Origin of the sequence: Poseidonibacter antarcticus (genome assembly GCF_003667345.1) — a bacterium.
GTDB classification, from domain to species: domain Bacteria; phylum Campylobacterota; class Campylobacteria; order Campylobacterales; family Arcobacteraceae; genus Poseidonibacter; species Poseidonibacter antarcticus.
On sequence record NZ_RCWF01000005.1, the window covers coordinates 18,751 to 44,165 of the forward strand.

28 protein-coding genes are annotated in these 25,415 nt (G+C 27.6%); 21 read left to right on the plus strand and 7 right to left on the minus strand.

What is annotated here, in order from left to right; all coding sequences use genetic code 11:
- Window positions 1-2 precede the first annotated feature (2 nt).
- The 3 genes from D9T19_RS07430 to glmM all read right to left on the minus strand — a co-directional run bounded on the left by D9T19_RS07430 (window position 3) and on the right by glmM (window position 3,157).
- Complete coding sequence (locus D9T19_RS07430; RefSeq protein WP_121627598.1) at window positions 3-1,283, minus strand: 3-isopropylmalate dehydratase large subunit; 1,281 nt, start codon at window positions 1,281-1,283, stop codon at window positions 3-5.
- 78 nt (window positions 1,284-1,361) lie between these two features.
- Window positions 1,362-1,826 (minus strand): signal peptidase II, encoded by a 465-nt coding sequence (gene lspA / locus D9T19_RS07435; RefSeq protein ID WP_121627599.1) that lies wholly within the window; start codon window positions 1,824-1,826, stop codon window positions 1,362-1,364.
- The gene (glmM, locus tag D9T19_RS07440; RefSeq protein WP_121627600.1) at window positions 1,823-3,157 is read right to left on the minus strand and encodes a phosphoglucosamine mutase; all 1,335 of its coding nucleotides are present in this window, start codon (window positions 3,155-3,157) and stop codon (window positions 1,823-1,825) included. The genes lspA and glmM overlap by 4 nt, the downstream gene beginning before the upstream one ends.
- Before the next feature lie 83 nt (window positions 3,158-3,240).
- Here glmM and rpsT point away from each other — a divergent pair, with 83 nt between their 5' ends.
- The 17 genes from rpsT (at window position 3,241) to D9T19_RS07525 (ending at window position 16,971) form a co-directional block, all read left to right on the plus strand.
- Window positions 3,241-3,501: a 30S ribosomal protein S20 gene (gene rpsT, locus D9T19_RS07445; RefSeq protein WP_121627601.1), complete on the plus strand. Its 261-nt coding sequence runs from the start codon at window positions 3,241-3,243 to the stop codon at window positions 3,499-3,501.
- Window positions 3,502-3,525: 24 nt separating this feature from the next.
- The gene (gene prfA / locus D9T19_RS07450) at window positions 3,526-4,593 is read left to right on the plus strand and encodes a peptide chain release factor 1 (RefSeq protein WP_121627602.1); all 1,068 of its coding nucleotides are present in this window, start codon (window positions 3,526-3,528) and stop codon (window positions 4,591-4,593) included.
- Window positions 4,594-4,623: 30 nt separating this feature from the next.
- Window positions 4,624-4,809 carry a DUF1653 domain-containing protein gene (locus D9T19_RS07455; protein WP_121627603.1) on the plus strand — a complete coding sequence of 62 codons (186 nt, stop codon included), beginning with the start codon at window positions 4,624-4,626 and terminating at the stop codon, window positions 4,807-4,809.
- Window positions 4,810-4,891: 82 nt separating this feature from the next.
- Window positions 4,892-5,953: a substrate-binding domain-containing protein gene (locus D9T19_RS07460; RefSeq protein WP_121627604.1), complete on the plus strand. Its 1,062-nt coding sequence runs from the start codon at window positions 4,892-4,894 to the stop codon at window positions 5,951-5,953.
- A 156-nt stretch (window positions 5,954-6,109) separates the two neighbouring features.
- Window positions 6,110-7,039, plus strand: coding sequence for a phosphate ABC transporter permease subunit PstC (gene pstC / locus D9T19_RS07465; protein ID WP_121627605.1), 930 nt, complete (start codon window positions 6,110-6,112; stop codon window positions 7,037-7,039).
- A complete protein-coding gene (gene pstA, locus D9T19_RS07470) occupies window positions 7,036-8,220 on the plus strand; it encodes a phosphate ABC transporter permease PstA (protein WP_162984559.1) in 1,185 nt (394 codons plus the stop codon). Before pstC ends, pstA begins: the two co-directional genes overlap by 4 nt.
- Window positions 8,221-8,234: 14 nt before the next feature.
- A complete protein-coding gene (gene pstB / locus D9T19_RS07475) occupies window positions 8,235-9,005 on the plus strand; it encodes a phosphate ABC transporter ATP-binding protein PstB (RefSeq protein ID WP_121627607.1) in 771 nt (256 codons plus the stop codon).
- The gene (locus tag D9T19_RS07480; protein WP_121627608.1) at window positions 9,005-9,673 is read left to right on the plus strand and encodes a phosphate signaling complex PhoU family protein; all 669 of its coding nucleotides are present in this window, start codon (window positions 9,005-9,007) and stop codon (window positions 9,671-9,673) included. The genes pstB and D9T19_RS07480 overlap by 1 nt, the downstream gene beginning before the upstream one ends.
- Before the next feature lie 19 nt (window positions 9,674-9,692).
- Window positions 9,693-10,145 (plus strand): phosphate-starvation-inducible PsiE family protein, encoded by a 453-nt coding sequence (locus tag D9T19_RS07485; protein ID WP_121627609.1) that lies wholly within the window; start codon window positions 9,693-9,695, stop codon window positions 10,143-10,145.
- Window positions 10,132-10,809, plus strand: coding sequence for a response regulator transcription factor (locus tag D9T19_RS07490; protein ID WP_121627610.1), 678 nt, complete (start codon window positions 10,132-10,134; stop codon window positions 10,807-10,809). The genes D9T19_RS07485 and D9T19_RS07490 overlap by 14 nt, the downstream gene beginning before the upstream one ends.
- On the plus strand, window positions 10,803-12,179 hold the full coding sequence (locus D9T19_RS07495) for a sensor histidine kinase (RefSeq protein ID WP_121627611.1): 1,377 nt from the start codon (window positions 10,803-10,805) through the stop codon (window positions 12,177-12,179). Before D9T19_RS07490 ends, D9T19_RS07495 begins: the two co-directional genes overlap by 7 nt.
- 76 nt (window positions 12,180-12,255) lie before the next feature.
- Complete coding sequence (gene rplM / locus D9T19_RS07500; protein WP_076083216.1) at window positions 12,256-12,675, plus strand: 50S ribosomal protein L13; 420 nt, start codon at window positions 12,256-12,258, stop codon at window positions 12,673-12,675.
- Window positions 12,676-12,680: 5 nt separating this feature from the next.
- Complete coding sequence (gene rpsI / locus D9T19_RS07505; RefSeq protein ID WP_121627612.1) at window positions 12,681-13,070, plus strand: 30S ribosomal protein S9; 390 nt, start codon at window positions 12,681-12,683, stop codon at window positions 13,068-13,070.
- Window positions 13,071-13,176: 106 nt separating this feature from the next.
- Window positions 13,177-14,676 (plus strand): peptide-binding protein, encoded by a 1,500-nt coding sequence (locus D9T19_RS07510; protein ID WP_121627768.1) that lies wholly within the window; start codon window positions 13,177-13,179, stop codon window positions 14,674-14,676.
- A 24-nt stretch (window positions 14,677-14,700) separates the two neighbouring features.
- Entirely contained in the window at window positions 14,701-15,351 is a 651-nt protein-coding gene (locus tag D9T19_RS07515) for an HAD family hydrolase (protein ID WP_205588699.1), read from the plus strand.
- 21 nt (window positions 15,352-15,372) lie between these two features.
- Complete coding sequence (locus D9T19_RS07520) at window positions 15,373-15,936, plus strand: pyruvate flavodoxin oxidoreductase subunit gamma (protein WP_121627613.1); 564 nt, start codon at window positions 15,373-15,375, stop codon at window positions 15,934-15,936.
- On the plus strand, window positions 15,937-16,971 hold the full coding sequence (locus tag D9T19_RS07525) for an AbrB family transcriptional regulator (RefSeq protein WP_228197984.1): 1,035 nt from the start codon (window positions 15,937-15,939) through the stop codon (window positions 16,969-16,971). It begins immediately after the preceding gene.
- Between the two features lie 7 nt (window positions 16,972-16,978).
- Here the strand turns inward: D9T19_RS07525 and D9T19_RS07530 are convergent, their stop codons facing one another.
- Genes D9T19_RS07530 through D9T19_RS07545 form a run of 4 tightly spaced genes read right to left on the minus strand, consistent with a single transcriptional unit; the run spans window position 16,979 to window position 20,320 of the window.
- Window positions 16,979-17,569 (minus strand): ABC-type transport auxiliary lipoprotein family protein, encoded by a 591-nt coding sequence (locus D9T19_RS07530; protein ID WP_121627614.1) that lies wholly within the window; start codon window positions 17,567-17,569, stop codon window positions 16,979-16,981.
- Entirely contained in the window at window positions 17,559-18,473 is a 915-nt protein-coding gene (locus D9T19_RS07535) for an MlaD family protein (RefSeq protein WP_121627615.1), read from the minus strand. Before D9T19_RS07535 ends, D9T19_RS07530 begins: the two co-directional genes overlap by 11 nt.
- Window positions 18,474-19,211 carry an ABC transporter ATP-binding protein gene (locus tag D9T19_RS07540; protein ID WP_121627616.1) on the minus strand — a complete coding sequence of 246 codons (738 nt, stop codon included), beginning with the start codon at window positions 19,209-19,211 and terminating at the stop codon, window positions 18,474-18,476.
- A complete protein-coding gene (locus D9T19_RS07545; RefSeq protein WP_121627617.1) occupies window positions 19,211-20,320 on the minus strand; it encodes an MlaE family ABC transporter permease in 1,110 nt (369 codons plus the stop codon). The genes D9T19_RS07540 and D9T19_RS07545 overlap by 1 nt, the downstream gene beginning before the upstream one ends.
- Before the next feature lie 153 nt (window positions 20,321-20,473).
- On the opposite strand from D9T19_RS07545, the gene D9T19_RS07550 reads away from it, so the two are divergent.
- From D9T19_RS07550 to D9T19_RS07565, 4 genes are read left to right on the plus strand one after another with little or no spacing between them, the layout of a single operon-like run.
- Window positions 20,474-21,433, plus strand: coding sequence for an HlyD family secretion protein (locus tag D9T19_RS07550; protein ID WP_121627618.1), 960 nt, complete (start codon window positions 20,474-20,476; stop codon window positions 21,431-21,433).
- Window positions 21,434-21,438: 5 nt separating this feature from the next.
- A complete protein-coding gene (locus tag D9T19_RS07555) occupies window positions 21,439-23,139 on the plus strand; it encodes an ATP-binding cassette domain-containing protein (RefSeq protein ID WP_121627619.1) in 1,701 nt (566 codons plus the stop codon).
- A complete protein-coding gene (locus tag D9T19_RS07560; RefSeq protein WP_228197985.1) occupies window positions 23,126-24,238 on the plus strand; it encodes an ABC transporter permease in 1,113 nt (370 codons plus the stop codon). The genes D9T19_RS07555 and D9T19_RS07560 overlap by 14 nt, the downstream gene beginning before the upstream one ends.
- A complete protein-coding gene (locus tag D9T19_RS07565) occupies window positions 24,238-25,332 on the plus strand; it encodes an ABC transporter permease (protein WP_162984560.1) in 1,095 nt (364 codons plus the stop codon). Before D9T19_RS07560 ends, D9T19_RS07565 begins: the two co-directional genes overlap by 1 nt.
- The last annotated feature ends 83 nt before the right edge of the window (window positions 25,333-25,415 follow it).

A 25,415-nucleotide genomic window follows, 5' to 3' on the forward strand; every position in this document is an offset into this window, starting at 1 on the left:
TTTTATAAACCTCTTGGGTCTGTAATATATCCAGAAATTGCAGAAGCTGCTGCTACTGCTGAGTTAGCAAGATAAATTTTTGAAGATCTTGAACCCATTCTACCTACAAAGTTTCTATTTGTAGTAGAGATACAAACTTCATTATCTCCTAAAATACCCATATATCCACCTAAACATGCTCCACAAGTAGGATTTGATACAACACCACCTGCATCAATAAGAATATCAATATATCCTGCTTTTGTAGCATCTCTTAGAATTTTTTGAGTTCCTGGAGTTAAGATAAGTCTTGCATGACGTGCAACTTTTTTACCTTTTAAAATTTCTGACGCAACTTTAAAATCAGATAATCTTCCATTTGTACAAGAACCAATAAATATTTGGTCTACTTTAATTTTATCAGCTACTGCTTGTGAAACTGAGTGTCCATTTGATGGTAAAAATGGATATGCAATTACAGGTTCTAATTTATCTGTATCAATTTCAATTACTCTACAATAAGTAGCATCATCATCTGAATAATGAATTTTTGGTTCTGCTCTTAATCCACCATTTAGCTCACGTGTTTGCTCTAAAAATTCTTTTGTAACATCATCGTAAGCTACAATACCATTTTTAGCACCTGCTTCAATAGCCATATTACATAATGAGAATCTATCATCCATTGATAAGTATTGAATTGCTTCACCTGTAAATTCTAAAGTTTTATATAAAGCACCATCAACACCTAAGATTCTAATAATTTCTAAAATTAAATCTTTTCCAGTAATTTGATCTGCTGGTTTTCCTTTGAATACAACTTTAATAGCTTCTGGTACTTTAAACCAGTTACCGCCTGTAATCATTCCAAATGAAATATCAGTTGATCCCATACCTGTTGAAAATGCACCTAATCCACCATGTGTACATGTATGTGAATCTGCACCAATGATAACATCACCTGGCAATACTAAACCTTTTTCAGGTAATAATGCATGTTCAATTCCCATATCTTTTTCATCAAAGAAATATTTTAAATCATATTTTATTGCGAAATCTCTAGATATCTTTGCTTGATTTGCTGAAGCAATATCTTTTGCTGGAATAAAGTGATCAAGCACAATTGCAAAACCTTCTGGATTCGCTAATTTTTTAAAACCACCATCTTCAAATGCTTTAATAGAAATTGGAGTTGTAATATCATTTCCAATAACCATATCAATTGGACTTCTTACAATTTCTCCAGCAAATACTTTTTTGCCTACGTGTTCACTAAAAATTTTTTCTGTTATCGTTTGACCCATATTAATCTCTTTTCTCTAAATTTTCTTAATTTTTTGCCATTATAGCTTATTTTATTTTAAGCTCCCAAATTACAATATTTAACTTTTAAGTTTTCTTTCATTTTTCCATTGTTTTATTTGCATATAAATAATAATAGCAACCGCACAATTTATAATTACATCTGCTAAATTAAAAATTGCAAATTCAAAACCATAATGCCAATAAAAGTAATCAACTACTCCACCATATGTAAATCTATCCAAGATATTTGATAAACCACCTGTAAATAGCAAGGCAATTGGCAAATAATATTCTTTAAATAAATTCTTATTATTCAATAAATAAATAAATCCAGCTGTAACCATTGCTAATTGTATATATTTTAAATATTCTGATAAGAATGAAAACATTGAAAATGCAACACCATAATTATATGCCAAATGTAAAGACATATAAGGGCCCTCTTTATTCCAATCAAAATTAGCAAATCCAAATTTTACTATTTGGTCAATTGAAAATAAAACTACAAAAATAATTATTGATAAAAGTAACTCTTTTTTCATAAAACTTTTTTGAAGAATGACTTTAATATTTCCATTCCGTCTTCAACATCTTTTTTGTTTTTACCTTCTAAGAGAAGTCTAATTTTATTTTCTGTTCCGGAATATCTGATTAAATCTCTCATACCTTTTTCACGTAAAGGTTTAAGTAATTCATCTAAACCTTTAATATCTGCTAAAGGTAATTTTTCACTTACTTTCATATTGAATAAGATTTGAGGATAAAGCTCAAATGGATTTAGTACTTCACTTACTTTTTTACCTGATTTTAGAATCAAGGCTAAAACTTGAAGTGCTGAAGCTAATCCATCACCTGTTTTTGCAGTATCAGAGAAAATTATATGACCACTTTGTTCACCACCAAAATTTATACCCTCTTTTTTCATAACTTCAAGAACATATTTATCCCCAACATTAGAACGATGTAATTTAATATCATCTTTTGCTAAATAATCTTCCAATGCTTTATTTGACATTACTGTTGCAACACATGCATTACCTTGTAATAATTTAATATCTTTTAAATATTTACAAAGTGCTCCAATTAATTTATCTCCATCAACAATTTCACCTGTTTCATCAACAACAACTAGTCTATCAGCATCACCATCAAGAGCAAAACCAATATCCGCTCTATATTCTTTTACTAGTTTTGATACTTCTTCAGGATGCATAGCCCCACATTTATCATTGATATTATAACCATTTGGTTTATGGTTTATTGTAATAACATCTGCACCTAATTCTTCTAAAATTGTAGGTCCAACTTTATATGCAGCACCATTTGCACAATCTAGAACAATTCTTAAACCATGTAAAGTTAAATCTTTAGGAAAAGAGCTTTTAATAGAAACAATATATCTTCCAATAACATCATCAATTCTTTTTGAAGCACCTATATTTCTACCTGTAAGTTGATTAGAACTCATAGTTTCTGTATCTCTAAAAATTTCTTCTATTCTTTTTTCAGAATCTACACTTAATTTATCACCATGATTATCAAAGAATTTAATTCCATTATCTTCATAAGGATTATGCGATGCAGAAATCATAATACCAGCATCACATCTCATACTCTCAGTTAAATATGCAATAGCAGGTGTAGGCATTGGTCCTATTTGTATAACATCATAACCTACAGCTGTAAGCCCACTTACAAGGGCATTTTCAATCATATATCCGCTTCTTCTAGTGTCTTTTCCAACAAGTATTCTTTTTGTTGTTGAATGTTTTCTAAAATAAATACCTGCAGCCATTGCTAATTTCAATACAGTGATTGCATCTAAAAAAGTACCTGCCTCTCCTCTTACTCCATCTGTTCCAAATAGTTTCATTAAATCTTCCTAAAATTAAACTTAGTTTAAGTTGTTTTGGGTAACATTCTACCCTTAAAAATTTTATAAAGAGGTTAATTAAAATGGCAAATCATAAATCAGCTGAAAAAAGAGCAAGACAAACAATCGTAAAGACTGAAAGAAACAGATTCTACAAAACAAGAATCAAAAATGTAACTAAAGCAGTAGTAACTGCAATTGAATCTGCAGACAAAGATACTGCAACTGTAGCAATGAAAACTGCAAATAAATATTTACACCATTGTGTATCTAAAGGTGTTCTTAAAAAAGGAACTGCTGCTAGAAAAGTTAGTAGATTACAAACTGCAGTTAACGCAATATAATTATTGCAATTAAAATAATAAATTATGCTACAGGATAAACTACAGCCTTTTATTAATAGATCTGAAGAAATTAATGAATTATTAATTGCTCCAGATATCACTAGTGATATAAAGAAAATGACTGAACTTTCAAAAGAACAGTCAAGTATCGCTCCAATTGTTAATAAAGCTAAAGAGTACATCCAATTAATCAATGATATAGAAGAGAATAAAATGCTTCTAGATGATGATGAATTAGGTGAACTTGCAAAAGAAGAGCTAAAAGACTTGGAGCCAAGAAAACCAGAATTAGAAGAAGAAATTAAATTTCTAATGATTCCTAAAGATCCTAATGATGATAAAAATATCTTCTTAGAGCTTAGAGCTGGTGCTGGTGGTGATGAAGCTGCTATTTTTGTAGGTGATCTTTTTAGAGCTTACTTAATATACGCAGAAAATAATGGTTGGAAAGTTGAAATCATGAACACTAATGATAGTGAATCTGGTGGATACAAAGAAGTTGTAGTCTTAATTAAAGGTGACCTTGTATACTCAAAATTAAAATTTGAGAGTGGTACACATAGAGTGCAAAGAGTTCCAGCAACTGAATCACAAGGGAGAGTTCATACTTCAGCAATTACTGTGGCAGTTATGCCAGAAGTAGATGATGTTGAAATTGAAATTGATCCTAATGATCTAAAAATTGACGTTATGAGAGCTAGTGGTAATGGTGGTCAATCTGTTAATACTACAGATTCAGCGGTACGAATCACACACCTTCCATCTGGACTTGTTGTAACAAATCAAGATCAAAAATCTCAACATAAGAATAAAGATAAAGCTATGAAAGTTTTAAAAGCTAGACTTTATGATTTAGAAATGAATGAGAAAATGCAAAAAGAAGGTGCTGACCGAAAAGAACAAGTCGGTACTGGAGATAGAAGTGGAAGAATTAGAACTTATAATTATCCACAAAATAGAATAAGTGATCACAGAATTAATCTAACTTTGTATCGTTTAGACTATATTATGAATGACGGTTTATTTGATGAAGTAATTGATCCTCTTATTGCTGATCATCAATCTAGACTTATTGAGGCTAATGGATTATAATCCATTAGTTTTCTTTTTTACTTCAATTAAATGCTTCAATTAAATCAAATATATACTCACTATAAAAATAAACAATCATATATAATAATCAATTTTTGTAAAATTCAAGAAAATGATATTTGGGTAAAAGCAGTTATTTATAAACCAGATAATTGTGAAGAACTATTTGTTAGAGAATACAAAGAGTTTGAAGAAAAGTTCATTTTAAAACCATAAAAAATATATATAATCCTTCCGTAACCAAATTGTAATCAACAAATATTAAACTTCTCCTATAAAAAATATTACGGAGAAAAATATGTCAATAAGAAAAACATCATTAGCTTTATTAGCAAGTGCTGCTTTAACAGTAAGTTTAAGTGCAAGAGATCAAATTAAAATCGTTGGGTCATCAACTGTATACCCATTTTCATCTTCTGTAGCTGAAGAATTAGGTGCAACTTCAAGTTTTCCTACTCCTGTTGTTGAATCAACTGGTTCAGGTGGTGGAATGAAATTATTTTGTGCTGGTAATGATTTAAATACTCCAGATATTACTAACGCATCAAGAAGAATGAAAACAAAAGAATTTAAAATGTGTGAAAAAAATGGAGTTACTGATATTACAGAATCAGTAATTGGTTATGATGGAATTGCATTTGCTCAATCTAAATCAAACGCTGCATTTGATATTTCAAAAGAAAACTTAGCTTTAGCAGTTGCTAAAGAAGTTCCTTCAAAAGATGGGAAAACACTAATTGCAAATCCATATAAAAAATGGTCTGATATTGATGCTTCATTACCAGATAGAGAGATTATTGTTTATGGACCACCTAAATCATCAGGTACTAGAGATGCATTTGAAGAATTAGTAATGCAAAAAACATTTAAAAAGATGTCTGTATATACAGATCTTTACAAAGCTGATAAAAAAGCAAACAAAAGATATAAAAAATACTCAATTGTAAGAACAGATGGTGCTTATGTTGAATCTGGTGAAAACGATAATTTAATTGTTCAAAAATTAGAAAAAAATAAAAATGCATTTGGTGTATTTGGATTTTCATTCTTAGAAGAAAATGATGATAAAGTACAAGGTGCTACAATTAATGGTATTCATCCAACTCCTGAAAATATCTCATCTTCAAAATATCCAGTATCTAGATCGTTATTTTTCTATATCAAAAATTCACATTCAAAAGATGTTCCAGCAATGAATAAATATGTTGATTTATTTATGTCAGAAAAAATGATAGGGACTGAAGGAATACTAGGAGAAATTGGATTAATTGCTTTACCTGATGAAGCAAGAAATGCAATTAGATCAAGTGTTTCAAAAAGATCTAAATTAACTTTAGCTGATTTATCTGCTAAACACTAAATAAAAAGGAGTTCTTCTCCTTTTTATAGCTAAATCTTTCATTACTATATCAATATTTTCATACCCCTTTTTATAATATCTTCTTAAAAAACTTGTAATCATTTTGTAACTAATCTTTTATATAATCCTTTATAAATTAAAATAAAGGCAAAAGTATTGAGCACTTTTGAAACAAGAAATAAACAAAGAGAATTAAGAGAGAAATTAATTAAATCAGCTTTAATTATTGCCTCTACTATTTCAATATTAACTACATTTGGTATTCTTTTCTCAATTTTGTTTGAGTCAATTGAATTTTTTAAATTAAGAAGTTTTTGGTACTTCATCTCTGGGACTGAATGGTCACCAGGTGTTGAAGGAAGTAAATTTGGAGCAATTCCAATTTTTGCAGGGACATTTGTAATTACTATTATTGCTCTTTTAGTTGCTATTCCAGTTGGATTAGGTTCTGCTATTTATATGAGTGAGTATGCAAGTTCAAATACACGAGATTATTTAAAACCATTATTAGAAGTATTAGCAGGTATTCCTACGGTTGTATATGGATTCTTTGCAGCAATTACAGTTGCACCATTAATCGTAAAAGCTGCTGATGCAATTGGTTTAGAAGCTACATTTAACTCTGCACTTGCATCTGGTGTTGTAATGGGGATTATGATTATTCCAGTAATTTCATCATTATCAGATGATGTTATTAGAGCTGTTCCAGATTCACAGAGAAAAGCAGCTTTAGGACTAGGACTTACTCATGGGGAAACAATTCGAGATATTGTTATTCCATCTGCACTTCCTGGAATCATTTCAGCTTCGCTTCTTGGTTTATCAAAAGCATTAGGTGAAACAATGATTGTTGTAATGGCAGCAGGACTTCGACCTAATCTTTCATGGAATCCATTAGAAGATATGACAACAGTTACGGTTACAATTGTTAATTCACTAGTTGGAGATTTTGAATTTAATTCACCTGAAACACTTTCAGCATTTGCACTAGGATTAATATTATTTGTTGTTACTCTGATTTTAAATATTATTTCATTGTCTCTAATTAGAAAATTTAAAGAAAAATATAAAGTGAATACATTATGATTAGAAAAAAAAATAAAGATATACAAAATCCTTTTTATGACCCAACTTTAAATAAAAGACATGCAAGTGCAAAAAGATTCAAGAGGTTTACATTAACTTCATTAGTCTTTTCAATTGCTTTTTTAGCATTCTTTTTAGTTGATATTATAGGAAAAGGAACACCTGCTTTTAAAGCTACTTATATGGAAGTAAATGTAACTTATAATCAAAAAATAATTGATGATTCAAGATTTGCAGTTGACAAAAAATATAGAAGAGTTGTGTCAAGATCATGGCTTAGAGATTTACCAAGAAAAGTTGAAAATAATCCTAGTTTAATGGATACAGTTCAAACTCAATGGGTTTTAGCTGATGATCAAGTTGATCAATATTTAAAAGGACATCACTATAAATTAAAAAATAAAGATAGAGCATTAGTTGATGATATGAAAGCTCATGGAAGAATTAAAACTGAATTTAATACTATTTTCTTTACAAATGGTGATTCGAAAATTCCTGAAAATGCCGGACTTTTTTCAGCGATGGTTGGTTCAATTCTAACCTTATTAATTACAATGTTAGTAGCTTTCCCTTTAGGTGTTATGACTGCGATTTATTTAGAAGAGTTTTCTGAAGATAATAAATTTACTAGATTTATTGAAGTAAATATCAATAATCTTGCAGCTATTCCATCTATATTATTTGGTTTATTAGGACTTGCAATATTTATTAATCTTTTTGGAATGCCAAGATCATCACCATTAGTTGGTGGACTTACTCTTGCACTTATGACCTTGCCTATTATTATAGTTAGTTCAAGAGCAGCACTAAGAGCAGTTCCTGATAGTATTAGACAAGCAGCTTATGGATTAGGATTAACAAAAATCCAAGTAACACGTGATCACGTTTTACCATTAGCCTTTCCTGGTATTTTAACAGGTTCAATTATTGGTTTAGCACAAGCAATGGGAGAAACAGCTCCTTTAATTATTATAGGAATGATTGCATTTATTCCAGATGCTCCAACTAGTGTTTTAGATGCAGCTACAGTTATGCCTGCACAATTATTTACATGGGCTGGAATGCCTGAGAGAATGTATATAGAAAAAACAGCTGCTGGTATTATGGTTTTACTAAGTGTATTAATATCACTTAATGCAATAGCAATATATTTACGAAAAAAATTCGAAGTTAAATGGTAGAAGGAAAAATTAAAATGGCAGTTGATAATAAAGTAAAAGTAAAAGTAGATGGTTTAAACCTTTGGTATGGAGAAAATCATGCCTTACATGGAATTAATGTAGATATATATGAACATAAAATCACAGCGTTAATAGGACCTTCTGGATGTGGAAAATCGACATTTTTAAGATGTCTAAATAGAATGAATGATTTAATCTCAATTGTTAAAATTGATGGTTCAGTTATAATTGAAAATAGAAATATTTATGATAAAGATATTGATGAAGTTAGTGTAAGAAAAAGAATAGGTATGGTATTTCAACAACCAAATCCTTTTCCTAAATCTATTTATGACAATGTTGCTTATGCCCCAATTAAACATGGAATTGTTCCAAAAGGTAAAGAGTGTGATGAATTAGTTGAATTATCTTTAAGAAAATCAGGTTTATGGGATGAAGTAAAAGATAAATTAAATGATCCAGGGACTTCACTTTCAGGTGGACAACAACAAAGATTATGTATTGCAAGAACAATTGCTGTTAAACCAGAAGTTATTTTAATGGATGAGCCAACATCAGCACTAGATCCAATTTCAACAGAAAAAATTGAAGCATTAATGCTTGAATTAAAAAAAGATTATACGATTATTACAGTAACACACAATATGCAACAAGCTGCACGTGTTGCAGATTATACAGCATTTTTCCATCTTGGAAAATTGATTGAATATGATGAAACAGAAACTATTTTTGTTAATCCTTCAAATAAAAAAACAGAAGATTATATTACAGGGAGATTTGGATAATGTTAAAAACTTACGAAGAAAAAAGAGATAATATTAAAGACGAAGTATTGTTAATTGGTAATAATGTAGTTGATGCACTAGAAATATCATTAACAATATTAAAAAGTGATGATATTTCAGCTTTAAAAGATATTGATTTATCAGTTAAAAAGTTATCAAATAAATCAAATGAAATTGATAATTTGATTGTTACAACTTTAGCTTTATATTCACCAGAAGCAAAAGATTTAAGAGAAATGGTTTCTTATTTAAAAATTACAAATGAATTAGTAAGAGCAGCAGGAAATGTAAAAGGTTTTATAAAAATATTTAGAAAAGCATTCTCAGATGATTTAGATACAAGTACTATTTTAGAATATACTATTCCATTACATAAATCTTCACTTTTAGCATTAAGAACATCAATATCAATGATTGAAGAAACAAATGATAAACATACAGAAGATAAATATCAAAGAGTAATTGTTGAAGAGAGTAAGGCAGATGATTTATATGCTATGGTTGAAAAAAATATTTTAAAACTAATAACAAAGAATCTTGAACTTTCAAAAGAATATTTTGATATTTTAAGTAGTCTTAGAAAATTAGAAAGAACATCAGATAGAGCATCATCAATTGCAAGTTTAGCACTTTTTGCTCAAATTGGTGGGGATATAATACAATCATAATTTGTGTTATAATTAATGTATGAAAAAAGCACTAATTAAAATAAAAACATACTTTAGTTCAAATTTTGAAGTACTTGCTGCTACAATTATATTTGTAACTATATTACTTACAGGTCACGATTTTTATAAAGCTATTATTCTTATGTTAGAATTTATAGTTATTATGGAAGTCGTGAAAATGATTTCAGATTTCATTAAAAATCAAAAACTTAGACTTAGATTTGTTATTGATATTTTTATTATCTTCTTAATTAGAGATGTAATTATATTAACAACTCATGTCCACAAAGACTATTTTGATATAAGTTTTTTGTTAATGGTAATATCTGTATTTTTTGTATTTAGGATTCTTGCTATTAAATTCTCACCTGGTGTTATAAAAGTATCTAGAGATACTATCATAGAATACGAAGATGATAGAGAAAACAAAAAAGTTAAAGATGATAAAAAGTTGATGAATAATGGAAGATAAATTAATACTTATAGTAGAAGATGAAGAAGATATCTTGGAATTACTAGAATATACTCTCCAAAAAGAGGGTTTTGATACAATTGGCTTTTTAAATGTTGATAAAACTTTAAAAAAAGTTTTAGATGAGGAAGATATAAGTCTAATATTAATGGATAGGAACCTTCCTGGAAAAGAAGGAACTAGCTTTGTAAATCAAATAAAAGAAGAAGGTTATAATAATCCTATTATTTATGTAACTGCAAAAGATAAAGATGAAGATATTCTTGATGGGTTTGAAGCTCACGCTGATGATTATATAACTAAACCATTTAACCTAAAAGAATTAACAGCAAGAGTAAAAGCTGTAATAAAAAGAACTTCTAAAGAAGTTAATATTATCAAAATTAAAGATATTATTTACAAAGCAAATAATAAAAAGTTTTATATAGAAGACAAAGAAATAGATTTAACCCACTTAGAACACGACCTATTTTTAGAGTTTATAAAAAACAAAGATATCTTGATGTCAAGAGAGCATTTATTAAATACCGTTTGGGAAGATTCTTTTGATAAAAAAGTAAAAACAGTAAATGTTGCAATTAAAAGATTAAAAGCGAAAATAGACCCAGAATCAAAAAAAGATTATATTAAATCTGTAAGAGGAGAAGGTTACATATTTTGCTAAAAATTCATCAATTATTTTTAAGAACTTTTATTTTAATATTTTTAGGATTATTTACAAGTCTTACCATTATTACTTATTATTGGTCGAAAAATATTTATATTGGTCAAATAGAAAAAAACCTTGTACAAAATATAGATGCTTTTTCAATTGTATTAAAAGATTTAAAAGATATAAGCACAATTATAAAAGATTTAAAAGAACATATAAGCCTTCGAATTACTATTATCGATGAAAAAGGTAATATCATAGCAGAGACTGATAATGATAAAGATTTAATGAAAAATCATTTAGATAGAGAAGAAATCTTAGAAGCAAATAAATTCGGTATTGGTCAAGTAATGCGTTATTCAAATACTCTTAATAAAGAACTCTTATATGTTGCTAAAAAAGTTACTATAAATAAACAAATGTACTTTATAAGAATGGCAGATTATACTGATAGAATAACGGATAATTTTCTAAAACTCACTGTTCAAATCTTTGCTTTTATTACATTTTTCCTCATTATTGGTTTTTCAGTGAGCTACTTTATTAGTAAAAGAATTCAAAAAGAAACAGATTCAATCCTAAATTTTTTAACAGAATTATCAAATAAAAGGCCTACGTATAGCTTAGATACAAGATATACAGTTGAATTTTATAAAATTACTAGACTACTAAACAAAGTTGCTTTAAAACTATCGAAAAAAGAGAAACAAAAAGCAAAACAAACAGCAAAATTAAAAATTGCTAATAGACAAAAAGATGAAATAATATCTGCTTTATCACATGAATTCAAAAATCCTATTGCAATTATTTCAGGATATACTGAAACTATTTTAAATGATAATGAAATGCCACTTTTAATGAAAGAGAAATTTCTAAAAAAGATTCATATAAATGCAAATAAAATGTCACATATTATTGATAAATTAAGACTAACTCTAAAACTTGAAGAAGGTAAACAAGAATTAATCCTTCTTCCTTGTTCAATAAAAAAAATACTTCATGATATAATCCCAGACTTAGAAGATAAATATAAAAATAGAGAAATTTTAATTATAGGTGAGGACATCAGTTTTAAAGTTGATGAAACATTAATTTCAATGGCTATTTCAAACTTAATTGAAAATGCATTAAAATATTCTGATGATGAAATAAATATCGAACTTACCAATGACTCTATTATTATTAGAGATAAGGGAATAGGAATAGAAGAAGCAGAATTAGAAAAAATTAGAAATAAATTTTATAGAGTTTCTAATAATGGGTGGAATAACTCTTTAGGATTAGGTCTATTTATTGTTCAAGCCATACTTTCATTACATAATTTTACGTTAATTATAAACTCAGAATTCAATAAAGGTTCTGAATTTATAATAAAATATTAAATAATACTTAAATTAAGGTTTATTTAAGTATTACTACACTATTATTCCACCTCATTAATAAAAGCGGAGAAAATAAATGAAATTTACTCAAATGGCAAAAGCTAACGAAATCGAAAGAGATTGGATAGTAATCGATGCAACTGATAAAGTATTCGGAAGAATAATCACGGAAGTTGCGACTATCTTAAGAGGTAAGAATAAGCCTTACTATACACCTCATGTTGATTGTGGAGATTACGTTGTAATCATAAATGCTTCTAAAGCAAAATTTTCTGGTAATAAACTAGAAACTAAAAACTATTTCACTCACTCAGGGTATTTTGGTAGTACAAAAACTCATAAAATGTCTGATATGTTTGAAAATAATCCTGAAAAATTATACAAACTATCAACTAGAGGGATGCTTCCAAAGACTACTCTTGGGAAAAATATGTTAAAAAAATTAAAAGTATATGCAGGTTCAGATCACCCACATACTGCGCAAATTAAAGGATAAGACTAATGGCTAAAGTTTATGCAACAGGAAGAAGAAAAACATCTATATCTAAAGTATGGTTAGAAGTTGGTACTGGAGAATTAACAATCAATGGTCAGTCTTTAGACGCATGGTTAGGTGGACACGAAGCAATTAAAAAAAGAGTTATGCAACCATTAGAAGTAACTAAACAAGAAACTTCTGTAAATATCGTTGTTAAAACTCTTGGTGGAGGTTACTCTGCTCAAGCTGATGCTGTTAGACATGGTATTTCTAGAGCTTTAGTAGCTTATGATGAGCACTTTAGAGCTGTGTTAAAACCTTATGGTTTATTAACAAGAGATGCTAGATCAGTTGAAAGAAAAAAATACGGAAGAAGAAAAGCAAGAAAAAGCGGTCAATTCTCAAAAAGATAGATTCAATTTTTCAAAGATTTTATATCTTTGTATTTTCAAAAAGGAAGCAATATTTATTGCTTCCTTTTTTTATGCAATTTTATATAAAAAAACTATACAATACCCAATGAAATTCTTAACAATACTCTTTATTATCTTTACATATATACAAGCTAGTACCTTAAACTTATCAATGAGTTCAAGTCCAAGTAGATTAAATCCTATTCTAGCTAATGATTCAGCAAGTTCTGAAATTGCAGATTGGCTTTTTAATGGATTATTTAAATATGATAAAAATGGTAACCCTACAGTTGATTTAGCCTCATCATATACTTTTGAAACAAAAACAAAATTACTTATAAAATTAAAAAGAAATGTAAAATGGCATGATGGAGTAGAATTTACTGCAAAAGATGTTGTTTTTACATACAAAAAAATAATTGATCCTAAAGTCTTTAACTCAATCAAATCTAACTATAAAGAAGTACAAAGCGTAAAAGCACTTGATGATTATACTATTGAAGTTATTTACAAAAAAGCATATTTTAAAGCACTTGAAATATGGATGGTTGGAATTTTGCCTTATCATATATTAAAAGATGACAAAAATTTAATGACAAGCTCTTTTAATAAAAATCCAATTGGAACAGGTTCTTATGTTTTAAATAGTTTTAAAGTAGGACAAGACATAAAATTAATAGCAAATGATAACTATTTTCAAGGTCGACCTAAAATTGATGAGATACTATATAAATTTATACCAGATTCAAATACATCTTTCTTATTTTTAAAACAAAAAAGACTTGATTTAGCAGGATTAACTCCACTTCAAATCGATAGACAAATAGATGAAAAATTCAAAGAATCATTTGAAATTATTGAAAAACCTAGTTTTTCATACTCTTATGTAGGATTAAATCTAAAAAATGAAAAGTTTAAAGATATTAGAGTTAGACAAGCATTATCACTAGCTATTAATAGACAAGAATTAGTTGATATTTTATTTTTCGGACATGGGAAAGTATGTAATGGTCCATTTTTACCAGGAAGTTTTGCTTATAATGATGAAGTAAAACAAATAACACAAAATATACCAAAAGCTAAAAAACTATTAAAAGAATTAGGCTATGATAAAAATAATCCCTTTACTTTTGAGATTATTACAAATACAGGAAATGATACAAGAATAAATGCAGCTCAAATACTACAATATCAATTAGCAAAAGCAGATATTCATATGAAAATAAGAGTAATGGAATGGCAGGCATATTTAAATACCATTGTTCATCCAAGAAAGTACGAAGCGATACTATTAGGTTGGTCTTTATCTTTAATGCCTGATGCTTATCCTTTATGGCACTCAAAATCAGATAAAATCGGAAGTTTTAATCTTGTTGGATATTCAAATCCAGAAGTTGATAAGCTAATAGAAAAAGGCTCAACAACAGTTGATAGAAAAGAATTAAGCAATATATATAAAGATATATTCAAAAAAATCACAGATGATATTCCATATTTATTTCTTTATATACCAAACTCTATAACAGTTGTAAATAAAGATATACAAAATATCAAACCTTCTTTTATAGGAATTACCTATAATCAAAAAGATTGGATAAAACCATAATTTTAAAATTACAAAAGGAAATACTTGAAAAAAAATATTATATTATTTGATTTAGATGGAACATTAATAGACTCAACAGATGCAATTTTATCTACATTCTACCACTCTTTTAAAGAGATGGAATATAACTTTACAGGATCACAAGAAGATATAAAAGCACTTATTGGTTATCCTCTTGATATTATGTATGAGAATCTAGGAATTCCAAAAGAAAGAGTTTGGGATTTTGTAAGTTCATATAAACATAGATATAGAAAAATTTCTACAATAAAAACTACTCTACTTCCAAATGCTCTAGAAGCTGTAAAATTAGCCGCTAGTTTTGCACGTGTTTCTGTAGTTACAACTAAAACTAGACTATACACTATTCCATTATTAAAACATTTTGAAATGCTAGAATATTTTGAAATTGTTACAGGACGTGAAAATGTTGAAAACCCAAAACCGCACCCTGAACCAATATTAACTACTTTAGAAAAAATGAATTACAATAATAATGAATATAAAGTTTGGATGATAGGAGATACAAAACTTGATTTAATAGCAGCAAAAGATGCAAAAGTTAATTCAATTGGCGTTCTTTGTGGTTATGGGGAAAAAGAAGAATTATCTACATACACAAACTTTATTCAAAACAATGCACTAGAAGCAGTTAAGTTTATAAAAGAAGTGTAAAACTAATTTTAAGGAGCCTCTATGTTAGAAATCAGATGGCATAGTAAAACAGGTCAAGGAGCAGTTACAGCAGCAAAAAGCTTAGCTACTGTACTTGCTAAAACTGGTAAACAAGTACAATCATTCGCTTATTATACTTCTGCCAAAAGAGGTTCTTCTATGACTGCTTATAATAGAATTGATGATAAAACAATTTCAAATCACGAGAAGTATATGGAACCTGATTATGTATTTGTACTTGACACTAATTTAATATACACAGATGATATAACAGCAAATTGTACAAATAAAACTAAATATATTATTACAAGCTCTATTAGTAAAGAAAAACTAATTACAAATATCCCAAAACTTCAAAGTATTCAAGAACGTGTATTTGTATTAGATTGTTTCCAAATAGCAAAAGATACTATTGGTAAAAAAATTCCTAGTACCCCAATGCTTGGTGCTTTTATAAAAGTAAGTAAAATAAGTGAAATAGAGTATTTTAAAAATACTATGAAAAGCGTATTAAAATCTTTACCAAAAAATCTTATTGATGCAAATATACTAGCAATCCAACGTGCTTTTGATGAAGTTGAATAAATGATGATTAAATCTTTTTCAAAAATGATATTTACTCTTTTAATATCTAGTATAGGTTCTGTACTTTTTATTTATTTATCTCTACCTTTGCCTTGGCTTTTGGGTGCTATATTTGCTTCATCAATTCTAATGAGATTTGATAATCTTCCTACAAAAACTCCAAAACCATTTTCATCACCTGCTAGGATTTTGATAGGACTTACAATCGGTGGAGCTTTTACACCCGAAATACTACAGTTTATTGATGTATATATTTTTAGTTTAATACTTGTTATTCCTTTTACAATTATCACTATTATTTGTGGAATGTATTATTATCAAAAAGTTCTAAACTTTGATAAAAAAACCTCATTTTTAAGTTCAATGCCAGGTGGTGTTATAGAAATGGTAATAATAGGAGAAGAGATAAAAGCAGATATATCCAAAATCACTTTGGTACAATCTTCAAGACTCTTATTTATAGTCATAAGCTTACCTTTTATAATCCAATATATTTTTAATATTGATATTAGTGGAAATAAAGTTTTAACAACCCCAATTGCAAATGTAAATATAAGCGAATTAGCTATTTTGATAATAATAGGATATATAGGTGCAATAAGTGCAAAAAAACTTCATATATCAGCAGCATATCTAATAGGACCTATGATATTAAGTATTTTAATTCATGCTAGTGGATATATGCATACTACTATTCCTGATGAATTATTAAAATTTGTACAAGTAGTATTTGGAACGATTATTGGCTTTACTTTTAAAGGTGTCAAACTAGAAACCATAATAAAAACACTAATAGCAACACTAGGACATTTTGTAATTCTTGCAATAATTTCAAGCACATTTATCACTATTGTATACTTTAGTTTTGATTTTCCTTTACTTTCAATTTTATTAGCTTTTTCACCTGGTGGACAAGCAGAAATAAATCTAATTGCAATACTAGTTGCTGCAAATATTCCTTATATCACTTTACATCATATTGTAAGACTTTTTATTGTTATGAATATAGCACCAATTTTTGCAAAAAGATTGTGATTGAAATCTATTTTATTTCACTAAGTTGGAAAGATAAATCATTTATAATTTCTTCAAAAGCCTTATTTGTAGATAAAACAAAACCATAAGGATTATTTTTTTGTGAAAGAATTCTTTTATTATAAGTAAAAGTTTTTACTAATTTTTTACCTGATACTAAAATAAATCTCACTTTAACAATTGCATAAGATTTTTCATTTTCAATACTATTATAAAGATTTATAACATTTGTTTTTAAAATATAATCAAAATCAATATTTGCTTTTTCTTGTAACACAATATTAAAAATATTACTGTCAATTATTCCTTGAGTTAAATTATTATGAATCATATAACTTGGAGAATTTATCCATTTATTTATTGCATATTTTTCAAATAAATATGGCTTAGTAGAATAAAATATTTTTCTAGAATTAAAGTTTTTATTTACTTTAGGTATTTCTACATATATTGATTTTGAATTAGTAGAAAAAGTATTTTTATTTACTTTAAAATCAATAGAATATAAATTAGTAGGTAATACATCTTGTTTTAAAGTACATCCAGAAACAATAATACTTATAAAAAAACAAATAAAAAAACTAACACTATTTTTCATCTTTTTCTCCTGGTCCATATTTTATATTTTTTTGTTTAAAAAGTATATCACTTGGACTCTCCTCTAAATCATCAATTAATTTTTGACCTTGAGTTAAAGTATCATCCAAATTATCTAAGACCTTATTTATTTTATTAAGACTCTCTTGCGATAATTCTTTTATATTAAATGAACCTTCTTGTAATTGTTTTAAGAATTCATTAGAAAATTCTTTAAAACTATTTGCACTTTTATTTATATCTGTAAACGATTTACTACTTACATCTGTTAAATTAGAAAGCTTTTTTAATAAATCATCAATTCTTTTTTCACCATCTACTAAATAAGAACTTATTTGATCTATATTTGACATACTTCGTTCACTTGAAGTTAGAAATTTAGAAAATGCTTCTATATTTTCATCATTTATTACTTTTTTAATTTGATTTAAAACTATCATAAATTCAGTTGTAATATCTTCTGTTGAATCAAATAAAGTTGCTAAAGCCGATGGCTTAGAAGGTATTACTTTCTTACCCTCTTCATTTGCTTTTAATAAAGCAGAATTATTTGTTCCACCTTTTAACTCAATATATTTGAGTCCAGTAATTCCTAAGCTTCCCAATATTGCATAATTATCTTCTTTAATAGGCGTTCCCTTTTTTATCTCAATGTCAAGTTCTATTTCTTCTGAATTTTCCGGATTTATTTTTATTTCATTTACCTTTCCTACTTCAAATCCTTTATATTTAATAGCAGAACCAATATTCAATCCAGAAATTGACTCTTTAAAATATATAGAATAATCATCATATTTTTTCTTTTCAAAGCCATATTTCCCTAGCCAAAAAACAATTCCTAGAAGTAACAATGTAAAAATTACTATAAATATACCTATTTTAAAAAAATTTATTTTAGTATCCATCTATTTAGCCTTTTTATTTGTTAAAAAATCTTTTATAAACTCATTATCTGATTTAAGTGCATCTGATATATTACCATCAAATATAATGTCTTTTTTTAATATTATAAATCTATCTAAAACTGTTTTTATAGTTTCTAAATCATGAGTTATCACTACAATTGTAATATTTAAAACATCTCTTAAATAATTTATCAATTCGTTTATTTTTTCCGTACTTGCTGGGTCTAAACCACTTGTAGGTTCATCCAAAAATAATATCTTAGGCTCTAGGGCAAGACTTCTTGCAAGTGCTACTCTTTTTTTCATTCCTCCACTTAATTCAGAAGGATAAAGTTTTGCACAATTTTTAGGAAGTCCAACTATTTCTAAATTGGTATAAGCTATTTTTTCTATTAAATCCATTGGTAAATTTGTATATTCTTTTAACATAACACTAATATTCTCAATTACATTTAAAAAAGAATATAATGCTCCAAATTGAAAAAGATATGAAAATTGTTGTTTTATTATTTGACTCTCTTTTAAAGTTAAATTTGATATATCTTTATCAAATATCTTAATAGTTCCTTTTTGAATTTCATTTAACATTACTATTTGTTTTATTAATACTGTTTTCCCTGAGCCACTTCCACCTAAAATTCCAAATATTTCTTTTTCATTTATTGAAAATGAAATATTATTATGAACAATATTTTTGCCAAAAGCTGTTGATAAGTTTTCTATTTTAATAATTTCCATTATATTCCAATTTCTGTAAAAATTATTGAGAAAATGGCATCTAAAAAAATTACAACAAAGATTCCATTTACAACACTCATAGTAGTAAACTTACCTATACTTGTAGTATTATTCTCAACTTGAAACCCTCTATAACACCCAATTAAAGCAATTGCCATTCCAAAGAATACTGATTTAAATATTCCTAATAAAAAATGCTTCAAAGGAACTTCTTGGCCTACTCTATTAATAAACTCTAAAAATGTAATATCTAAATCGATATAAGATATAAGCATACCGCCAAATAAACCAACAATATCTGCAAAAAATACTAATAAAGGTAAAGAAATAACTAGGGCAAAAATTCTAGGAAGAGTTAAGAATAAAATTGGTTCAAAATTCATTGTACGCATAGCATCAATTTCATCTGTTATTTTCATAGCTCCAATTTCGGCAGTATAAGAACTAGCACTCCTCCCAGCAATTACAATGGCTGTTAATAAAGGGGCAATTTCTCGAAACATTGTAATTGAAATCATCTCAACTATAAAAATATTTGCACCAAACTTTTCAAGTTGAACTGCACCTTGATAAGCTATAACTACACCAACTAAAAAAGATGTAATTCCCACAATAAATAAAGCATTTATAGCTGATGTATCTATATATTTAAACATTGCTTTTATTCTCATCTTTTTAGGATTTAACAAGGAATAAATAAAAAAATAAAATACTTTTCCTAGAAATTTTATAAAATCTAAAGATCCAAGATAAAATTGATATGTTTTTTTCCCAATATTTTCAATAAAATAATTTTTTTCTTCAATTACAAAATCATTATCTTGATAATGTTTTTCATAAAATCTATATTTATTTTCATTATCTAACAAATTTTGTACAGATATATTTTCGTTCTTAAAAGTTTTGAAAAAAGAGATTAAATATATAAGAGCATTAGAATTACACTCCTTTACATTTCCAAAATCTATAATAAGTTTTGAACTTTTTGATATATTTAATTTATTTAATTCTTTAATATTTTCAACAAGTGTTTCATTATTCCAAATATTAAAAAGAGTTAACTCAAAGGTATTATTTGATAATTGTTTTAATCTAAAATTATTATTCATTTTATAATGACCCTTTAAACTATTGTATTAATTATTAATATAATATCTAAAATTTGATTACACTAGGAATAAAAAATATTTATGTTAATTACAAATTTATTATCTTTAATGTATTATATTAACTTATGTTAAATAGCTTATTTAAGGTTCTTTATGAAAAAAATATATTTACTTTTACCTTTTTGTATTCTTTTTTTTACAGCTTGTTTTAATGAAGAAAAAGAAGTAAAATTTTATGGTAACGTTGATGTTAGAACTGTTTCTTTAGCATTTAGAGTTTCAGGAAGACTTGATACTTTAGATTTTGATGAAGGTCAAGACTTAAAAAAAGGTGATGTTATTGCCACAATTGAAAACTCTATTTTCAAAGAAAATTTAAATCAAATAAATGCGCAAATAAAGCTTCAAGAAATACAAATACAAAAGTTAGAAAAAGGTTATAGAAGCGAAGAAATAGAAAAAGCTAAAGCCCAACTCTCGCAAGTAAAGGCAAATTTAGATAAAACAAATAAAGATTTTAAAAGAGCTCAAAAACTTTTAAAATCAAACTCTATATCTACACAATCCTATGATAATACAAAAGCTTCTGCACTTAATTTAAAAGCACAATATGATTATGCAAAGAGTTCATTGAACTTACTTCAAAATGGATATGAAATAGAAGATATTTTATCTGCTAAAGCTACTTTAGAATCATTAAAAGCACAAAGAAATATATTACAAATAAATCTTGATGATACAGTTTTATATTCACCCGTTGATGGAACAATTATAACAAAAGTTTATGAAGTTGGCTCTATTGTAAATGCTTCGCAAACTATAGTTGAAGTTGCAAAAAGTGATGAATATTGGGTTCGTAGTTATATCTCTGAGAAATACCTAGGAATTGTAAAAGCTGGAATGAAGGCTAGTATTTCTACAGATAGTAATAAAAGTTATGAAGGAGTAGTTAGTTTTATATCTCCTCTTGCAGAATTCACTCCAAAAACAGTACAAACAGAAGATTTACGAACAGACTTAGTTTACAGATTTCGAATAGTTTTAAAAAATGTTGATAATGATTTAAAACAAGGAATGCCTGTAACTATAAGTTTTCCAGAACTTGATTTGTAAATAAAATGTCAATACTTTCTGTAAAAAATCTTACAAAAGAATTTTCAAAACAAAAGGCATTAAATAATATATCTTTTGAAATACAGCCTAATAAAATAACAGGAGTTGTAGGTCCAGATGGTGCAGGTAAAACTACACTTTTGAGAATACTAAGTGGACTTTTAACTTTTGAGGCCAAAGAAGTCCAACTTATGGACTTAGATTTAGAATCAAATATCCAAATAATACAAGAGCAAATAGGTTATATGCCTCAAAAATTTGGATTGTATGAAGATTTAACTGTAGAAGAAAATTTAAGATTATTTGCAAACTTACAATCAATTCCTTTAGAAAATCTTGAAAATAGAATAAATGAGTTATTGCAGTTTACTTCACTTTATGACTTTAAAAACTTCTTAGCAAAAAACTTGTCAGGTGGAATGAAACAAAAATTAGGACTTGCTAGTGCATTGATTAAAAAACCAAAGATTTTACTTCTAGATGAACCAGGAGTTGGAGTTGACCCAATTTCTAGAAAAGAGCTTTGGTCTATGGTTGAAAATCTTACAAAAGAAAATGTGACAGTTTTATGGAGTACTGCGTATTTGGATGAAGCAGAACTTTGTGATGAAGTTATACTTCTAAATGAAGGAGATATTCTTTTTTTTGGAAATCCTGATATTTTGAAAAATAAAATGGCTGATAAAGTATTTGATATTGTTGGAGATATAAAAGACAAAAGAAAAACACTGCAATTAGCGCTTCAGTATGATTATATAAAAGATGGTTTGATTTTAGGAAATAATATTAAAATCATCACAGATGAAAGTAAACAATTACCTCCTTTAGAAGATATAAAAGCTTCAAATTGTGAATATAAAAAATCTATTCCTACTTTTGAAGATGGTTTTATGAATATTTTAAAAGCTGATTTTAATGGTATTTCAAAATTAGCAGAGCAAATAGAGTTTATAAATACAGACGAAGAAAATATAATAGAAGTGAAAAATCTAACTAAAAAATTTGGTGATTTTACAGCTACTGATAATATTAGTTTTAATATTAAAAAGGGTCAAATATTTGGATTTTTAGGACCAAATGGAGCAGGAAAATCAACTACTTTTAAAATGCTTTGTGGCTTATTAAAACCAACAAGTGGAGAAGCCAAAGTATTAGGCTATAACTTTATGGAATCTTCACTAAAAGCTCGATGGAAAATAGGATATATGTCTCAAAAGTTTTCACTTTATTCAGATATAAGTGTCTATGAAAATCTTAAATTTTATGCAGGAATTTACGGACTTATTGGAGCGAAAAAGAAAAGAAAAATAAACAATATGTTGGAAATATTTGAACTTTCTAAATTTAAAAATAAACAAGCAAAAGATTTACCACTTGGATTTAAACAAAGATTATCTTTAGCTTGTGCCATTATGCACGATCCTGCTGTACTTTTCTTGGATGAGCCAACAAGTGGTGTTGACCCCGTAACTAGAAGAGAGTTTTGGAATCATATCTATGCAATGGTACAAAAAGGAATGACTATCATGGTTACCACTCACTTTATGCAAGAAGCTGAATACTGTGATGAAATTGCTTTGATATATAAAGGAAAAGCAATTGCAATTGATCCACCACAGGAGCTTATTTTAAAAATATCTCCAAAAGCCACAATGCAAGAAGCTTTTATAGAACTAATAAAAAGAAGTGATGATGTTCAAAATTAGAAGATTTAAAGCTCTTTTCATAAAAGAATCTTATCAAATAATACGAGATCCAAGCTCTATACTTATAGCTTTGGTTTTACCATTGATTTTGCTTTTTTTAATGGGATATGCAATATCGCTTGATTCAAAAAATATACCCGTAGGAATCGTGGTTGAAAAATCTTCAAAAAATACACTAAGTCTAGTAGATGCCTTTAGAAACTCTGAAAGTTTCAATGTCCAAGTAACAAATAATAGAATAGATTTTCAAGATAAACTACAAAGAGGATTAATACGAGCTATTATCGTTATTCCTTCAACTTTTGAGAAAGATTTAGAAACACAAAACACAAAAATACAAATTTTATCAGATGGAACTGAGCCAAATGTAGCAGGTTTTGTTCAAAAATATACTAGTGGAGTTTGGAGTAATTGGCTTGTTCAAGAAGGTTTTGATAAAAAATCTACGCAATCTTCATTTGAGATACAAACAAGATATTGGTTTAATTCACCTCTTCTTAGCTCTTACTTTTTATTACCTGGTTCTATAGCTATTATTTTAACACTTATTGGTACTTTATTAACAGCTCTTGTGGTTGCTAGAGAATGGGAGCGAGGAACGATGGAAGCTATTATGTCAACTCCTATTACTATAATGGAATTACTTTTAGGAAAACTCCTACCCTACTTCATACTTGGAATGATGTCTATGATTATCTGTGTGGCTATTGCTATTTTATGGTTTGAAATACCATTTATTGGCTCATTTTTCTTGCTTTTTCTTACCTCAGCATTGTATCTTTTTCCAGCACTTGGTCTTGGACTTTTGATTTCAACTTTGGCTAAGAATCAATTTGTAGCTGCACAAGCTGCACTGATAGTTGGGTTTTTACCTGCACTGTTATTATCAGGGTTTATATTCCAAATTAGTAGTATGCCTATATGGCTTCAATATATAACTCATATTATTCCTGCTAGTTATTATATAGTGATATTACAATGTATATTTTTAAGTGGTGATATTTATGAAGTGATTCTTCCTAATGTAATTGCTATGTTAATAGTAGGTACAGTCATCTTTTCAGTAATCGTTAAAATCACAAAAAAAAGGTTGGACTAATGGTTTGGATTTTTCAATTATTAGCTTTGATGAAAAAAGAATTTTTAGCTATTTGGAGCGATAAAAAATCTAGAATGATTATCATAGTTCCACCACTAGTACAACTTTTACTTTTTTCATTTGCAGTAACACTAGAAGTTAAAAATATAGATATTGCAGTTCTTGATAGAGATAACAGTCTAAAAAGCCAAGAGATAGTAAGAACACTTGAATACAGTGATTCCTTTACAAACATTTATAGACTTTCTAGTGAAGAACAATTAAAAGAATATATAGATTCTCAAAAAGCTTTAATAGCTATTTATATTCCACAAAATTTTGCAAAGAAAATACTAAAAAACGAAAATGTATCGATACAAATAATTGCAGATGGAAGAAAATCAAACAGCTCACAAATAGCACAAAAATATGTTCAATCAGCTATACAAAAAGTTGTAGTTAGTACATCTACTGATAATACAATCATTTCAAGAAACTTATACAACCCAAACCTTGATAACTTTTGGTGGATACTTCCAAATCTAATGGGAAGCTTATCAATGCTAATTGCACTTTTATTAACATCATTATCAGTTGCGAGAGAGCGAGAACTTGGTACGTTTGAACAACTTTTAGTTTCTCCTCTTTCTTCAACTCTATTAATCATTGGAAAGACTATTCCACCTCTTTTGATAAGTATTGTTGAAGCTAGTTTTATATTTTTTGTAGCAATTGTCTTTTTTAAAGTCCCTTTTGTAGGCTCACTTCTTATTCTTTATATAGGATTGATCTCTTTTTTATTTTCAATGGTAGGAATTGGACTTTTTATCTCTTCACTATCATCAACACAACAACAAGGTATTTTAGGAGCATTTGTCATAATGGTTCCTTTTATTTTGATGTCAGGATTTGCAACACCTGTTGAGAATATGCCTGAGTGGTTAGTACCTTTTACAGATATTATTCCTTTAAAGTATTTTCTAGTTTTACTAAAAGGTGTATTTCTAAAAGACATAAGTTTTGATATGGCTATCTCTCTTATACTTCCTATGTTGGCACTTGGGTTTATATCACTATTTTTTGCTTCGTGGATGTTTAGGAAAAAGATTCAATAGTTTAATCAAGAAATTTTCCTAATCCTTCTTTTTTCCCTCTATTAATTTATATACTTTTAATCACAATAATTTAAAATATAAAA